The 17,444-nt window shown below is 33.6% G+C and carries 10 protein-coding genes; 3 read left to right on the forward strand and 7 right to left on the reverse strand.

The genetic code is table 11. From position 1 onward, the window contains the following. Positions 1 to 6: 6 nt before the first annotated feature. Complete coding sequence (locus tag JQN76_RS12540) at positions 7 to 702, reverse strand: pseudouridine synthase (protein ID WP_001217130.1); 696 nt, start codon at positions 700 to 702, stop codon at positions 7 to 9. Further along, positions 699 to 2,360, reverse strand: a complete 1,662-nt coding sequence (locus JQN76_RS12545; RefSeq protein ID WP_000004339.1) for a putative polysaccharide biosynthesis protein — start codon at positions 2,358 to 2,360, stop codon at positions 699 to 701. Before JQN76_RS12545 ends, JQN76_RS12540 begins: the two co-directional genes overlap by 4 nt. Positions 2,361 to 2,766: 406 nt before the next feature. Between JQN76_RS12545 and JQN76_RS12550 the strand changes: the two genes are divergently transcribed. Further along, positions 2,767 to 4,035: a BaiN/RdsA family NAD(P)/FAD-dependent oxidoreductase gene (locus tag JQN76_RS12550; RefSeq protein ID WP_000285020.1), complete on the forward strand. Its 1,269-nt coding sequence runs from the start codon at positions 2,767 to 2,769 to the stop codon at positions 4,033 to 4,035. A 116-nt stretch (positions 4,036 to 4,151) separates the two neighbouring features. Here the strand turns inward: JQN76_RS12550 and sasC are convergent, their stop codons facing one another. From sasC to JQN76_RS12570, 4 genes are all read right to left on the reverse strand, one after another. Then, positions 4,152 to 10,712, reverse strand: a complete 6,561-nt coding sequence (gene sasC, locus JQN76_RS12555) for an LPXTG-anchored aggregation protein SasC (protein ID WP_001050538.1) — start codon at positions 10,710 to 10,712, stop codon at positions 4,152 to 4,154. A gap of 325 nt (positions 10,713 to 11,037) precedes the next feature. Beyond that, positions 11,038 to 11,349 (reverse strand): rhodanese-like domain-containing protein, encoded by a 312-nt coding sequence (locus JQN76_RS12560; protein WP_000836465.1) that lies wholly within the window; start codon positions 11,347 to 11,349, stop codon positions 11,038 to 11,040. A gap of 21 nt (positions 11,350 to 11,370) precedes the next feature. Further along, on the reverse strand, positions 11,371 to 13,788 hold the full coding sequence (leuS, locus tag JQN76_RS12565) for a leucine--tRNA ligase (RefSeq protein WP_001808015.1): 2,418 nt from the start codon (positions 13,786 to 13,788) through the stop codon (positions 11,371 to 11,373). Between the two features lie 287 nt (positions 13,789 to 14,075). Further along, a complete protein-coding gene (locus tag JQN76_RS12570; protein ID WP_001025061.1) occupies positions 14,076 to 15,257 on the reverse strand; it encodes an MDR family MFS transporter in 1,182 nt (393 codons plus the stop codon). A gap of 109 nt (positions 15,258 to 15,366) precedes the next feature. Here JQN76_RS12570 and mnmL point away from each other — a divergent pair, with 109 nt between their 5' ends. Both mnmL and mnmM read left to right on the forward strand, forming a co-directional pair. Next, positions 15,367 to 16,320, forward strand: a complete 954-nt coding sequence (gene mnmL / locus JQN76_RS12575) for a tRNA modification radical SAM protein MnmL/YtqA (protein WP_000526539.1) — start codon at positions 15,367 to 15,369, stop codon at positions 16,318 to 16,320. Beyond that, positions 16,317 to 16,880 carry a tRNA 5-(aminomethyl)-2-thiouridylate-methyltransferase MnmM gene (gene mnmM, locus JQN76_RS12580; RefSeq protein ID WP_000764419.1) on the forward strand — a complete coding sequence of 188 codons (564 nt, stop codon included), beginning with the start codon at positions 16,317 to 16,319 and terminating at the stop codon, positions 16,878 to 16,880. The genes mnmL and mnmM overlap by 4 nt, the downstream gene beginning before the upstream one ends. A gap of 119 nt (positions 16,881 to 16,999) precedes the next feature. On the opposite strand, the gene JQN76_RS12585 is transcribed toward mnmM, so the two are convergent. Then, entirely contained in the window at positions 17,000 to 17,401 is a 402-nt protein-coding gene (locus JQN76_RS12585; RefSeq protein ID WP_000757543.1) for a transcriptional regulator, SarA/Rot family, read from the reverse strand. Positions 17,402 to 17,444: the final 43 nt, after the last annotated feature.

Here is a 17,444-nt window from a genome sequence, read left to right on the forward strand (position 1 = left end):
TCCCTTTTATTTATAATTTAATTTGTCAAAATCATTTTCAGTTAATAAACGATATTCTCCTGAATCTAGATTGCTGTCCAATTCTAAATCAGCAATTTTGATACGTCTTAAATGTAATACCTCATTTTGAATGCTATGAAACATTCGTTTAACTTGATGATATTTCCCTTCATAAATTGTTACGTGTGACGTTTGATTATCAATATAAGTTAAAATTGCAGGCTTAACCTTGCCATCAGACAGTGTTACACCCTCTTTAAAAGCTTGAATGTCGTCTTCAGTGATAGGATTTGCTGAAATAACTTCATATTTTTTAGAAACATGTTTGTTTGGACTCATTAATTCATGATTAAAATCACCATCATTCGTTATCAATAAAAGCCCTTCTGTATCTTTATCAAGACGACCAACCGGAAAAATATTTAGATGTTGGTATTCAGGTATTAAATCAATAACGGTTTTTGAATGATGATCTTCAGTTGCCGATATATAACCTTTTGGCTTATTTAACATAATATAGACATTTTCAACGTATTCTATTAATTCTCCACGAACTGATATCTTATCGTTTTCTGGTTCTATATGTGTTTTTGGTGATTTAATTACTTGTTCGTTGACACTTACAAGGCCTTTTTTAAGTAACTGTTTGACCTCATTACGTGTACCGACGCCCATATTTGCTAAAAATTTATCTATTCTCATCGTAAAAACCTAACTCTACGTCTTAATTTTTCAGGAATTTCACCTAAGAATTCGTCCGCAAGACGCGTTTTAATTGTGATTGTACCGTAAATTAGAATACCTACTGTAACACCTAAAATAATAATGATTAAGTAACCAAGTTTAGTAGGTTCTAAGAATAGATTTGCAAGGAAAAATACTAATTCTACACCTAGCATCATAATAAATGAATACAAGAATATTTTTGCAAAATGAATCCAACTATAGCTGAATTTAAACTTCGCATATTTTTTAAGAATATAGAAATTACATCCAATTGCAAATAATAATGCGATACTAGTACTTAAAATTGCACCAGGTGTATGGAATAACATAATTAATGGATAGTTTAACGCTAACTTGATAACTACAGAAGCTAAAATAACATAAACTGTTAATTTCTGTTTATCTATACCTTGTAACATTGATGCCGTTACACTTAATAGTGAAATTAGTATTGCTACAGGCGCATAATAGAATAATAAGCGACTACCATCATGGTTAGGGTCATGACCTAAAACAATTGGATCGTAACCATAGAAAACTGTGAATAATGGTTGTGCCAAGGCCATAATTCCAATACTAGCTGGAACAGTTATAAACATTAATACACCAATAGATGTTCTAATTTGATGATGCATTTCATGTAAGCGACCTTCTGCAAATGTTTTTGTAATAAAAGGAATTAAACTCACTGCAAAACCAGCACTTAATGATGTCGGAATCATTACAATTTTATTAGTTGACATATTTAGCATATTAAAGAATATATCTTGTAACTGTGAAGGTATACCAACTAAAGATAAAGCACCGTTATGTGTAAATTGATCTACTAAGTTAAATAATGGATAATTCAAACTTACAATAACGAACGGAATACTATAAGCAATAATTTCTTTATACATCTTGCCATATGACACATCTATATCTGTGTAATCAGATTCGACCATACGATCAATATTATGCTTACGCTTTCTCCAGTAATACCAGAGTGTGAATATACCAATAATCGCACCAACTGCTGCTGCAAAAGTAGCAATACCATTGGCTAATAAAATAGAGCCATCAAAGACATTTAGTACTAAATAACTTCCGATTAATATGAAAATCACGCGTGCAATTTGCTCAGTTACTTCTGACACTGCTGTTGGCCCCATAGATTTATAACCTTGGAATATACCTCTCCATGTCGCTAATACAGGAATAAAGATAACAACCATACTAATGATTCTTATAATCCAAGTAATATCATCGACTGACCAACCGTTTTTATCATGAACGTTTCTAGCTAATGTTAATTCAGAAATATAAGGTGCTAGGAAATACAGTACCAAGAAACCTAAAACACCGGTAATACTCATTACAATAAAACTCGATTTATAAAATTTCTGACTGACTTTATATGCCCCAATAGCATTATATTTCGCAACATATTTCGAAGCTGCTAATGGTACACCTGCTGTCGCAACTGCAATTGCAATATTATATGGTGCATAAGCGTATGTGAACGGCGCCATATTTTCTTGTCCACCAATTAAATAGTTGAATGGAATGATAAAAAGTACGCCCAATACCTTGGTAATTAATATACTAATGGTAATTAAAAAGGTTCCACGCACCATTTCTTTACTTTCACTCATTACGAATCTCCCTATCTCATGTTTATTAAAGTTTTGTAAACTCAAAGCTATTTCTCTGTAAAATCATTTTTCATTATTATGAATATATCACAAAACTTTATTTCATTGTCGTATATTCAATGAATTATCATAACAAAATTATCAACGCATTGTCATTGAATACTCGATTTTGATTAGAATATTACGAAATTTCATATAAACATTATACTACTATTTGAGATGAACATCGCATAACAGTAGAAAAATCATTCTTATCATACACATACATCTTCATTTTTTATGAAGTTCACATTATAAATATATTCAACATAATTGTCATCTCATAACACAAGAGATATAGCAAAGTTTAAAAAAGTACTATAAAATAGCAATTGAATGTCCAGTAACAAATTTGGAGGAAGCGTATATGTATCAAACAATTATTATCGGAGGCGGACCTAGCGGCTTAATGGCGGCAGTAGCTGCAAGCGAACAAAGTAGCAGTGTGTTACTCATTGAAAAAAAGAAAGGTCTAGGTCGTAAACTCAAAATATCTGGTGGCGGTAGATGTAACGTAACTAATCGATTACCATATGCTGAAATTATTAAGAACATTCCTGGAAATGGGAAATTTTTATATAGTCCCTTTTCAATTTTTGATAATGAATCCATCATAGATTTTTTTGAGTCTAGGGGTGTTAAATTAAAAGAAGAAGATCACGGACGTATGTTTCCAGTTTCCAACAAAGCACAAGACGTGGTTGATACATTAGTGACAACTATCGAACGCCAACATGTAACGATTAAAGAAGAAGAAGCTGTTAGTAGAATCGAAGTTAATACAGACCAAACTTTCACTGTACATACTCAAAATAATAGTTATGAAAGCCATTCGCTAGTGATTGCTACAGGTGGAACAAGTGTCCCTCAAACTGGTTCAACTGGTGATGGTTATAAGTTCGCACAAGATTTAGGTCATACCATTACTGAGTTATTCCCGACCGAAGTTCCAATTACATCAGCTGAACCTTTCATCAAATCCAATCGTCTAAAAGGTTTAAGTTTAAAAGATGTTGAATTGTCAGTACTTAAGAAAAATGGTAAAAAACGCATCAGTCATCAAATGGATATGTTATTTACTCATTTTGGTATCAGTGGTCCAGCTGCATTAAGATGTAGTCAGTTTGTTTATAAAGAACAAAAAAATCAAAAGACACAGCACATTTCTATGGCAATCGATGCATTTCCTGAATTAAACCATGAACAATTAAAACAACACATCACATCATTATTATCGGACACACCAGATAAAATCATTAAAAACAGTTTGCATGGTCTAATTGAAGAGCGCTACTTACTGTTCATGCTGGAACAAGCTGGAATCGATGAAAATACCACATCACATCACTTATCAAATCAACAATTGAACGACTTAGTAAATATGTTTAAAGGGTTTGTATTTAAGGTGAACGGGACATTACCTATAGATAAGGCATTTGTCACAGGTGGTGGTGTGTCACTTAAAGAAATTCAACCTAAAACAATGATGTCTAAATTAGTTCCGGGATTATTTTTATGTGGTGAAGTATTAGATATACATGGTTATACTGGTGGTTATAATATTACAAGTGCACTCGTAACAGGACATGTCGCTGGATTATATGCCGGTCATTACTCACATACATCAATGGAATAATAGTATAAAATTTGGTTCGATTCTCTTTAGTAGATCAACTTTTTCATTCAATTAAAAATGACCTTAATATAACTGAGTCACTAAAAAGTGTCGTTATATTAAGGTCATTTCGTTAATTATGATTCTTTTTCGTTTTTAGTACGTCTTCTAGCTAACAAAGCCGCACCTGTAATCAGTGCAAATTCTTTCAATGGTAAATCCATTCCTTCAGAACCTGTATTTGGAAGTTCTTTTTCAACTTTGCGCGATTCATGTGTCTCTTCTTTTTTAATAGGCGTACAAACTTTTGGAGCTGGCTGAATTACTTTTGGTGATACTTTCGTCGGTTCAGCTGGTAATTTAATTGCTAAAATTTCATCAACAATGAATTGCGTATGTTGTTTGATGTCATTTAATGTCGCATCTTCATCAATCATTCTATTGCCATCTGCAACATATTGATCAATTAATACTTTTACTTTAGCTAATTGTTCTGGTGTTGCGATCGCTTTGAATTTCGCATATGTTTGTTGAGCAATGTTATCAATTCGCAGTAAGCTATTTTCTTTTTCAGTAATTACTGCTTCTATATCGCTTAATGCAACATTAAATCGTTTTAAAACTGCATCAACATCAGCATTAGTGCGTGCTGTTTTTAATTCTTCATCCATTTGTAATTTTAAAGCAGTTATAGCTTTTAATGCATCAGCCTTATTACGATTACTTACTTTTCGATAATTTTGCACTAAAGCAGTGACGCGTGCAAGATCATCATTAATCGTTTTTTCAGCATCTGGCTTTTTAATAGGATGTACATCTAAATCATGTATTGTTTGTAGATTTAATGATGCTGTTTTATCAACTTGTGCATTGCTACGATCTTGATCAATTTGTCCAATAGCAGTGTCATAAATATTTTGTAACTGTGCTAATATACTATTTCTTTCTTCTACCGTTGCTTGAATATTCGCTTCAATTGCTTGTTTTTTATCGTTGAATAATGTTGTCAATTGTTCTCGAGCAGACGCCTTTCTGTTAATAACAGGTTCGATTTCACGAATTTCGTTTTTCTCATCATGCAATAAATATGCCACATCAGCATTAGTCACTGCACTAGCAATTTGTTGTTTAGCTTTAATTAACTCTTTTTCAACTTGTGCTATTGCAATATTTTGTTCTTCATCTGTCGCTTCGTTATTTGCTTTACTTAAATTAATTTTATTTGTAGCGATATTTTGAATTTGTTGTAATGCTGTTGCTTTAACTGTTGTCGCTGGTTTAATTTTTGAAATAATATTTTGAGCATCTATACTATCTTGATTAACTTGGGCAGTCTTATCTGCATGATTGATCTGATCAATAGCCTGATTAAGTGCTTGTTCTACTAAATGTTTAGCAGCTAGTCTTTCTTCTTCAGTTGATAAATCGCTTTGATCGATTAGTGCATTTTGAGCTTCGGCTTTTACACCAACAGATTGACGCGCTGCTGGTTTAACTTGAACTTTAGGTAAAATCACTTTGATGTTGTCGTTGCCATCAGTCTCAGTTCGATCCACTTCTGCATTCGTTTTGTTTTGTGCAATGTCATTTTTAATTGTATTTACAATTTTATTTAAAGTATCAATAGCAACATCTCTTTCATCTTGAGTAGTATCCAACGTATTTCGGATTGCATCGAGTTGATTTTTATTATTTTCTTCAATGCTATCAAGCGCAGCTCGTTTACGTCTTACTTTAGGTTTTATTTGCTCAATTGCCTTGATTGTTTGATTTCTAACATCAGTAACAGCAGCATCTTGATTTGTATTTTCTATTTCTTGTTGCGCTTGTTTGAGTGTGTCGCTAATTAATTGATTCGCTTCATCTAATTCATCAACTGTTGCATGTGGTGTATCTTTTATTGATTCTACTTGATTTTCTGCACTTGCTTTTATTGCTTGTTGTGCTTCAGGCTTAATTACAATATGAGGTTGTACACCTTTTAGTGTAGCAATGCCATTTGTTTCAACACGTTTCACATCATTATTCGTTACTGCTTGATTGATGTTTTGTAATGCAAGTTTTTCATTATTCGCTAATTGATTTAAAGCAACTTGTTTTTCTTCATCAGTCGCATGTTCAGCTTGCTCTATTTCTTGCTTTTTAGCCTCATATTGTTGCTTTACTGCATCTCTAGCAGCTGCTCTAACAATATGTTCAGGCGCTACTAAAGCAATGCTATCAAGCGCTTGACTTGTTGTATCATCAACTTGTTGATTTGTTCTATTATTCGTAATATCTGTCATGGCTTGATTTACAAATTCATTGATTTTATCTAGTGCTACTTGTCTTTCTTCTGCTGTTGCTTCTTTATCCTGATTAATCTTAGCACGTAATTCATTCACTTTTTGATTGATTTTTTCACGTGCAGCTGGTTTAACTTTTGTTTCAGGTTGAATAATTTTAATCGCTGATACACCATTTGTTGCTGCTTGATTCACCTGACTATTCGTTTGAGCTTGGTCAATAGCTGCAAGTGCTTTTTCTTTTTCTTTAGCTAATGCTTGTGAAGCAACTTCTTTCTCATTATCTGTTGAATCAAGACTATTATCAATTTGCTGTTGCTTTTCTTTAACAGCTTTTTCAATATCTGCAATTGCCTTTGGTTTAATTACTACTTCAGCTTCAACATTATCTATAGCATTTAACGCTTGATTTGTAGTTGTGTCTACCTGATCATTTGTTTGGTTTTGATTAATTTGATTAAATGCTTGATCTTTAAGTTGATTGATTTGATTAACAGCAGCCTGCTTTTCTTCGTCAGTTGCATTAGGTGTTTGTTTAACCGCTTCAATACGCTTCGCCACTTCAGCAGTGATTTTATCTCGCGCTGCTTGTTTTTTTACTACGTCAACTTGAACAGCATCGATATTATTCTCTGCTACTGTCGCAGCTTGGTCTACTTCTGCATTTGTATTAGCTTGTTTAACACTTTCAATAGCTTGTTGTCTGTCTTGATTCAACGTATTAATTGCAGCATTTTTCTCATCATCTGTTGCATCTGGTGTAGCATTGATTTCAGCTAATTTAGCATTATAATGTTGATTGATTTGTGCTAATGCTGCAGGTTTTTTAACAATATTTGGCTGAATCGCATTAATTGCTTTTGTACCTAATTGTTGCGCTTGATCTACTTCCGCATTTGTATCAGCTTGATTTATATTATTAATTGCCGTTGCTAACTCTTGATCCACTTGATTTAAAGCCACTTGCTTTTCTTCAGTTGTTGCATTTGTGTTTTGATTAATTTCTTGCTTTTTAGCAGTTGCTAAATCATTTAATACACCTGTAGCAGTTTGTTTCTTCGTTACATGCGGTTGAACTGCGCCGATTTGATTGACTGCATCGTCTCTAATACTATTGACCATCGCAGTAGTAGACGTCACACCAATATCAGTTAATGCTCTATTTTTAAGTGTATTGACACGATTTATCGCTTCTTGTTTCTCTTCTCGAGTCGCGCCAGGTGTAGCATTGATATTTGTTATCGCCTCTCGCGCTTTATCATTTACAACATTGCGAGCATCCGTTTTAACTTGTGTTGCCGGTTGAATCACTACTATATTTTGTGTGCCCTGATCTTTTGCTTGTGCAACTTCTTGATTCGTATCTGCTGCATTAATATTTTGCTTCGCTGTGGCTACAGCTTGATCAAGTAATTGTTGTGCTGCTTGTTGTTCTTCGAGCGTCGCATCATTATTATTAAATATCGTATTATGTTGCGTTTCCGCACTTTTATCGATGGCATTTTTTGCATCTGTTTTTACTTTTGTAGCTGGTGTAATTGCTTGTATTCCTTGAATCGCATTTGTCTTTACTTGTTCAACATCAGCATTGGTATTAGCGTTTAAAATGTTTGTGTTTGCTGCAGTTACAGCAGCATTCACTTTGTCAATTGCTGCTTGTCTTTCTTCTTGAGTCGCATCAGGATTAGCATTGATCTCTGCGATATGTTGTTGTGCATCATGTGATACGGCATCCCTTGCAGCTTGCTTAACAACAGTTACAGGAGCAATTGGATTAATGGCATTTAGACCATCTCCTTTGGCGTTATCAACATCAGCATTTGTTGTTGCTTGATTGATTTGTTCTAAAGCATGGTTGGTTGCTTGAGTTAATTCGTTCAATGCTGCATTTTTCTCTTCCTGAGTTGCTTCTCTATTACTATTTATTTGTTGTCTTTTCGTTGCTGTTGCTTGGTTAATTGCATCTCTTGCAGCTTTTTTATGAGTTACTTGAGGAACAACTGCTCCAATAGTATTGATGCCATTATTTTTAGCTGTTTCAACGTCAGCATTTGTAGTAGCATTCGTAACATTATCAATAGCATCTGTTTCATCCGTAGCTAATTGATTTAGTGCATCTTGAATCTCGTCTTCAGTAGCATCTGGTGTTGCATTGATAATTTCCCTTTGTTTCGTTGCTTTATCACGTATTGCTTTTTTAGCATTTGGTTTAACAACCGGTGTTGCAGTATCCCCACTTAAGGTCTGTATACCTTGATCTTTGATTCTAGTAACGCCATCATCAGTCGTTTGGTCACCAATATTACCAATTATTTCATTTTTATGTTCCTCGATAACTTGTATTGCTGCTTGTTTTTCTTCATCTGTCAATTCATCATTTTGATTAACTAAATCTTCCATTTGGTCAACTTTTTTATTAACTGCATTTTCAGCATCAACACTTCGAATTAACGTATGTTGCATTTGATTAGTTAATGAATCAATATCTGCTTGAGAAACTCTTTTATTTAATGGTACATTGTTACGATTTTCATCTAAAATCGTTTGTGCACGTCTTTTAAGATCATTAAAGATATCTAATGATGCAAATGTATAATCAGCTTGTTGAATGCGTCTATCAACTTCGGCTTGTAATGCATCTTTATTCATGATGATATCGATTGTATATGGATTTGTACTTACAGTATGACTTTCAGCAGGTGAATTAATAAAATCTTGTGTATATGTTTTATATGTTAATGTATCATTAAATGTTACTGTTCTTGGTGTCGGTACATTATTAACACGCAACTTATACTTTAAATCCAATATTTTATCAGGCATTAATCGTGCCGGCGAGTTACCTGAACCTCCACCAGTACTTTTAATTGTTATCACTCGATTCGCCGCATCATACGTCACATTAAAATCATTCATATCAACACCTGAATTACTGCTTGGAAAATCTTTAGTCAATGAGTTATTAACATATTCTACCCCTTCAGGTAATTGAACTTGATATACAAAATCATCTGTATTAAATGAAGCACCGAAGTTACCATTATTCTTTAATGAAGTTGTGACTGTAAATTCTTTATTATTAGTAGCTGTAGGTTCCATTGTTCGTCTTTCAACATAAACATGCGAACCAGAATGTAGACCAATTGAGTCAACAAAGTCATAGTATTTATAACCGTCTCTTAGTTGATAAATGCCACGCGCATCTGTTATTGCATCATTTTTAGGTACAAATTGAATTTTTAAGTGACTAACATTTTCAGGCACTTTAAACAAACGCCAAATCGGACCATAAGCTACTGATTTTTCTGCAATAACAGTATCATTATCAGCATTTTTAATTATTAAATTTGTCACACCTTGATAGTTTTTTGTAGTCATCGTATTAAATTCGAAAATTAATTCAGAATTTGGATTTACTGTTAATGTTTTCTCAATTCCATTAAAATCACCATGATCATTTGTATCATTTCCCTTAATACGACCTAATGCAATTACATTTCCTTGTGCTTGATAGTTCTTAGCATCAGCTGAATCAAACATACTTGTTCTAACCATCGCATGACTAAACACACCTACTTTACCACCATTGATAAGTGTAAAGCCTGGTAAATTATCAACAACTGTTACTGATGGTACAGAACGGTTGGTACTTGGTCTAATACCATTGTCATCAAATGACAGCACTTCGTTAGGTGCATTTTGTCCTGCATTATTGGCATTAGGATCAGTTGTAGGCGTGTATGGCGCTGTAATTGCAACTGGTGCACCACCGTTTCCTGCCGCTGCAGCCGCTGGATCTGCTGGAGTTGCATTAGGATCTGCCGGTGCCGCACGTCTACTTCTCTTTTTCGGTCTATTAGATGCTGGTTCAGCAATTGCAACTAGCTCTGGTTTATCTGAAGAATGACGAACATCTTCTTGAATTTCCTTTAAAGTTAGATGTCCTCCTGAACCATTTTCATTTGTTTTATTTGGTACATTTAATGTGGTATTATTCGACACTGCATCATTATTATTAGCGTTTGACACTGTCTCAGTTGCTGTTGTATTGCCATCTGTATGATTATTGTTTTGTGCTGAAGGCGTACTTGATTGCACTGATGTTGGCGTAGCTTGATTTACTATACTACCATTATTATGATTAACCAATGCTTGATTCGTTGCTTGATTGGTTGTTGCAGATTGATTAGGTGTATTCTGCGCACTATTTGCTAAACCTCTATTATTAGCAACATCTTTATCTTGTGAATTTACAGGTGTTGCTTGATTAGTATCGCTTTGTACATTATTATCCGTAGTTAAGGCTTGTGCACCATTTGGGTTTGAAAGTAATAAAACTGTTCCGATTAAAGTAGAGAATATGCCTACTTTATACTTCCTAATACTATATTTATTTTTCTTTAACAAATTCATTTCATTTTCCTCCTGGTTGTCTGTTCTCTGCTGTGTTGTTAAGAATTATGCTAAAAATATACGCTCCCTCATATTATGTTTATAGCTATATTATTTTGTACAATATTTTAAGTTCACTCAATTTTATCATCATCATTTTATAAAATAAAGTTTTATTTTATTACAATTTAGTTTCCGTTTTGTAATTAAAATCTTAATAAAACATAACAAGAACGCTTTAGATTGTTTTGTAACAGAAAGTAATTCATACCAAAAAACACCAAGCAACCGAAACGTTACTTGGTGTCATTACAAATGTAATATTATTTTAAATTATGTCACTACTTTAAATACTTTTTATTTCCAAACCTTCATCGCCCCATGCGTGCATGCCGCCTTCGACATTTACGGCATCAATGCCATTTGCCTCTAAATATTCTACAACTTTAGCGCTTCGAACTCCACCAGCACATACAATATAATATATTTCATTTTTATTAAATGAATTTAAATTATCCGGAATGGTATCCATTGGAATCAACTTTGCATTAGGAATATATCCCATTGCTGTTTCTTCGTCAGTACGAACATCAACAATTTGAACTGGTTTAGATTCTAAAAGTTTGTTTTTTAATTCATCTGTAGTAATTGACTTCATTTCAAAGTCCTCCTTAAAACATTATTTAGCTACAATATTGACTAATTTTTGAGGAACAGCGATGACTTTCATGATGTCTTTACCTTCAATACTCGCTTTAACATTGTCATTAGATAAGGCAATTTCTTGCATTTCTTCTTTTGATGTATCTTTAGCAATTTTAATTTTAGCTCTCAATTTACCATTTACTTGAACAACGATTTCTACTTCATCATCTACAAGTAGTGCTTCGTCATAAGTTGGCCAAGGTTGGTACGTAATAGACTCTTCATGTCCTAATTTTGACCATAATTCTTCACCGATATGTGGTGCAATAGGTGCTAACATTTTAACGAAGCCTTCAATGTAAGGTTTATAAACTTCATCAACTTTATAACACTCATTAATAAATACCATTAATTGACTAATAGCAGTATTAAATCCTAATGTTTCAAAGTCTTCTGTTACCTTTTTAACAGTTTGGTTATAAACTTTATCTAAAGATTTATTATTTGTAGTTACAATTTTTGAACTCAATGTTCCATCTTCATTTACCATTAAACGCCATACGCGATCTAAGAATCGACGAGACCCATCTAATCCTTTTTCACTCCATGCAATTGCAGCATCTAAAGGTCCCATAAACATTTCGTAAAGACGTAAAGTATCTGCACCATGAGACTTTACTATATCATCAGGATTGATTACATTTCCTTTAGATTTACTCATCTTCTCATTACCTTCTCCTAAAATCATACCTTGGTTAAATAATTTTTGGAAAGGTTCTTTAGTAGGTACGATACCCAAATCATAAAGGACTTTATGCCAAAATCTTGCATATAATAAGTGAAGAACCGCATGTTCTACTCCACCGATATATAAATCAACAGGTAACCAATGTTTTAATTTTTCAGGATCTGCTAACATATTTTCATTTTTAGGATCGATGTAACGTAAATAATACCAACAACTACCTGCCCATTGTGGCATTGTATTTGTTTCACGACGTCCTTTCATACCTGTTTTTTCATCTACAACATTTACAAATGAATCAATATTAGCTAGTGGAGACTCACCAGTCCCTGATGGCTTGATTTCATCTGTTTCAGGTAACAACAATGGTAGCTCTTCTTCAGGAACAGTTGTCATTGTTCCATCTTCCCAATGAATGACAGGAATTGGTTCGCCCCAATAACGCTGACGACTGAATAACCAATCTCTTAATTTGTAATTAACTTTCTTTTCGCCAGCACCTTTTTGCTCTAATAATTGAATAGCTTTAGTAATTGCCGCTTCATTTTCTAAACCATCAAGTTCACCAGAATTAATATGTTTACCTTCACCAGTGTATGCTGCTTCTTCAACATTTCCACCTTCGATGACTTCAATGATTGGCAAATCAAACTTTTTAGCAAATTCATAATCTCTGTCATCATGCGCTGGTACTGCCATAATTGCTCCAGTACCATATGTTGATAATACATAATCAGCAATCCAAATTTGTACTTTTTCACCAGATAAAGGATTAATTGCATATGCACCAGTAAACACACCTGATTTATCTTTTGCTAAATCTGTACGTTCTAAATCTGACTTTTTAGAAGCTTCTGTTTGATAAGCTTTTACTTTTTCTTTATATTCATCAGTTGTAATTGAATTAACTAATGCATGTTCAGGACTTAAGACTAAGAATGATGCACCATAGATAGTATCTGGTCTAGTCGTAAATACTTCTACTTTTCCTTCCGTATTATCTACATCAAATGAAACTTTGGCCCCTTCAGAACGTCCAATCCAATTGCGCTGCATATCTTTTAAAGACTCAGGCCAATCTAAATCATCTAAATCTGCTAATAATTGATCTGCATATTCTGTGATTTTAAGTACCCATTGTTTCATCGGCTTACGATAAACTGGATGTCCACCACGTTCAGAGACACCATCAATCACTTCTTCGTTAGATAAAACAGTGCCTAATGCTGGACACCAGTTAACTGCAACTTCATCAACGTATGCTAAACCTTTGTTATATAACTGTATGAAAATCCACTGTGTCCATTTATAGTATTCTGGATCTGTTGTATTAACTTCACGATCCCAATCATAACTGAACCCTAATTCTTTAATTTGTCGTTTAAAAGTTTGGATATTTTTCTTTGTAAATTCACGTGGGTCGTTGCCAGTGTCTAAAGCATATTGCTCTGCTGGTAATCCGAATGCATCCCACCCCATCGGATGTAATACATTATAACCTTGCATCCTTTTATATCTTGAAATGATATCTGTTGCTGTATAGCCCTCAGGATGTCCAACATGTAAACCAGCACCTGATGGATATGGAAACATGTCTAAAGCATAAAATTTCTTTTGACCTAAGTTATCATTTGTTTTAAATGTTTTATTTTCGTCCCAATAGTCTTGCCATTTCTTTTCAATTTGATTGTGGTTGTAATTCAACACATTTCCTCCTATTCAATAAAAAAGACACCTCTAACTATTCTATTTACATAGGGACGACATTTGCCGCGTTACCACCCTATTTCACAAAAATTGTGCACTCATTTTAATAGTAAGAGATGTCATTCATTCAATTTAAAATTAATACGATTTACATTTAGTCCTTAACACTAGCTCTCAGCATCACTAGCTTTCTGTAGAAAAGCTCCAAACGAAATTAAATTATACAAATTAATATTATGTTATAACGACATTTATTTCAAGTCTATAACGTTAATTCTATTTACTCATTATGCATCTATTTTTTTAGGTTGCGTATTATTCTCCTTGAAAACCATTAATAATATTAATGCAAATACAAGTAGTAGCATCATACCGATAAACATCATGCGCATATTAAACGCATCAACTAATACACCACCAAGAAATGGACCAAATGCTTTTCCTACTGTAGCAGCTGAATTCACAAAACCTTGGTACTGTCCTTGCTTACCATCTGGCGCTAACTGATTGGCTATAGTTGGAACTGCTGGCCATACAAACATTTCTCCAAAAGTTAAAATAATCATACCGACAACAAATATTGTAAAGTTTTCAGCAAAACTCGTGACAAAGAACGACAACATAAAAATGATGATGCCGACAAACATTTGCTTCTTTAAGTTTCCTTTTAACAGATAGAGAATCGGTTTAATTAATGGTTGTGCTACTAAAATCATTATTCCGTTAATTGTCCATAAGACACTATATTGTGCCATTGAAATATTAATAGATTGTGTAAATGATGCGATTGTAGACTCCCATTGAATATATGCAACCCAACAAATTGCAAACATTGCACAAATTAGTACTAATGAAATAAATCTTGCTTTATTCTTTTTACCAGTAATATCTAAATGAGTTGGATATTTAACTTTTGCATTAATTTCAATATTAAATTGCGTTACCGCGACAAGCGCAAACACAACATACATAATAAGATTGGCTAAAAAGATATAGTTAAAGCTAAATTCTGCGACAAAGCCGCCCATTGCAGCACCGACAGCCACACCAATATTTTGCGCTAAGTATATCGCATTAAACGTTTGTCTTCCGCCATTCGGCCACACTGCTCCAGCCATAGCGTATATCGCAGGAATAATCATTCCGCCACCAAAGCCTAACATTACAAGCCATACAGCATACCAAGGCCACCCGTGAAAGAAATTAAGTAGCGTTGTACTACAAAGACAAGTGAAAGTTCCAATTAAAATCGTCTTGTATCCACCTAATTTATCAAATAGTGAACCACCTAATAAGTTTCCAATAACCATGCCAAATGAATTTATCATTAGCACTAAACCAGCAACAGTTAAACTTTTTCCAAGTTCTTGTTTCATATAAATTGTATTTAAAGGCCACAAAAAACTGGAACCAGTAATATTTAACGCCATGCCAATTACTAGCCACCAGACTGATTTAGGTATATTCATATTTCATAGTTCCTCTCTCTTTTTTGTCAAACTATAATAAACACTATAACATTAAAATATGTTAAAATCTGTACTTAGAACTCTTTTTTTATAGAAAGGAAAATGACATATGGGCAATCATTTCCAATACGCTTTTGAAAACAAACGTTATCACACATGGAATTACCATTTAAAAAATAAATTTGGACAAAAAATATTTAAAGTTGCATTGGATGGCGGGTTTGACTGTCCTAACCGCGATGGCACTGTAGCACATGGTGGATGTACATTTTGTTCTGCTGCAGGTAGCGGAGACTTTGCAGGTAATCGTGCAGATTCAATCGCAGTACAATTTAAAGAAATTAAAGAAAAGATGCATGAGAAATGGCACGAAGGAAAATATATTGCTTATTTTCAGGCATTTACAAATACACATGCACCGGTTGAAGTATTAAAAGAAAAATTCGAACCTGTACTTAAAGAACCGGGTGTTGTGGGATTATCTATTGGTACGCGTCCTGACTGTCTACCAGACGATGTTGTCGAATATTTAGCAGATTTGAATCAACGAACATACTTATGGGTTGAATTAGGACTACAAACAATCCATCAGTCAACATCTGATTTAATCAATCGTGCCCATGATATGAAAACTTATTATGATGGTGTGGCAAAATTACGTAAGCATAATATCAATGTATGTACACACATCATTAATGGCTTACCTGGCGAAGACTATGACATGATGATGGCTACTGCCAAAGAAGTTGCACAAATGGATGTACAAGGTATTAAAATTCATTTACTTCATTTGTTAAAAGGTACACCGATGGTAAAACAATACGATAAAGGTTTATTAACTTTTATGACTCAAGAAGAGTACACAAACCTAGTTGTGGACCAATTAGAAGTGATTCCCCCTGAAATGATCGTTCACCGAATTACCGGTGATGGTCCAATAGATATCATGGTAGGTCCAATGTGGAGTGTTAATAAATGGGAAGTATTAAATGGCATCGATGCTGAATTAGCACGTAGAAATTCTTATCAAGGCTTGCGTTACAAGTCTAAGGTGAAGCAATGAAATTAGAACGTATACTCCCTTTTTCAAAAACACTTATTAAACAACATATAACACCAGAAAGTATTGTTGTAGACGCAACTTGCGGTAACGGCAATGACACTTTATTTTTAGCCGAACAAGTACCAGAAGGACATGTTTATGGTTTCGACATTCAAGATTTAGCTTTGGAAAATACACGTGATAAAGTTAAGGATTTCAATCATGTTTCTTTAATAAAAGATGGACATGAAAATATTGAACATCATATAAATGATGCACATAAAGGTCATATTGATGCAGCCATCTTTAACCTAGGTTATTTGCCTAAAGGTGATAAATCTATCGTGACAAAGCCTGACACGACAATCCAAGCTATTAATTCATTGCTATCATTAATGTCAATTGAAGGTATTATTGTACTTGTTATATATCATGGTCATAGCGAAGGACAAATTGAGAAGCATGCATTGCTTGATTACTTGAGTACTTTGGATCAAAAGCATGCGCAAGTTTTGCAATATCAATTTTTAAACCAACGTAATCATGCTCCATTCATTTGTGCCATAGAAAAAATTTCTTAAGCATTTGCTGCGCTATACTATTTATAATTTAGGATTGAGTAGTCAACATTTGAAAAATTAATACCAACAACAAAAAGAGGTTTTCAACTTAATGAAAACCTCTTTTTATGCTATTAAACTTACACAGCAATAATTGCGTTTAAACTATTTTGCATTGCTGTTGCTCTACTTGCAATCGCATCACTGATGAAATTCAACAACTCTACTTTCTCTTGTTGTAACTTTTCATTGAAATGAATAATAACTGTTCTTTCATCGTCAACAGGACGCTCTTTGTAAATCCATTCTAATTCAACTAAATTATTATACGTTCTCGTACGCTTATACGGTTTAACTTCAACAAATCTGTCCATTTCTTTAAGCGTCATAGAACCTTTTTGCCATAAAGTTAGTAAAATTAAAATTTCTTCTCTAGACATTTTGTATTCGCTTTCAATCTCGCTGAAAATTGAGTTAATGTCACCCAAAAGTGTTTCTAATTGCAAAATCCCAAATACAGTGTCGTTATTTACTTTTTTCATGCTAAACATCTCCCAATTAATAATCACATATTTAGCTACCATA

Source organism: Staphylococcus sp. SM3655 (genome assembly GCF_016917315.1).
Lineage (GTDB): Bacteria > Bacillota > Bacilli > Staphylococcales > Staphylococcaceae > Staphylococcus > Staphylococcus aureus.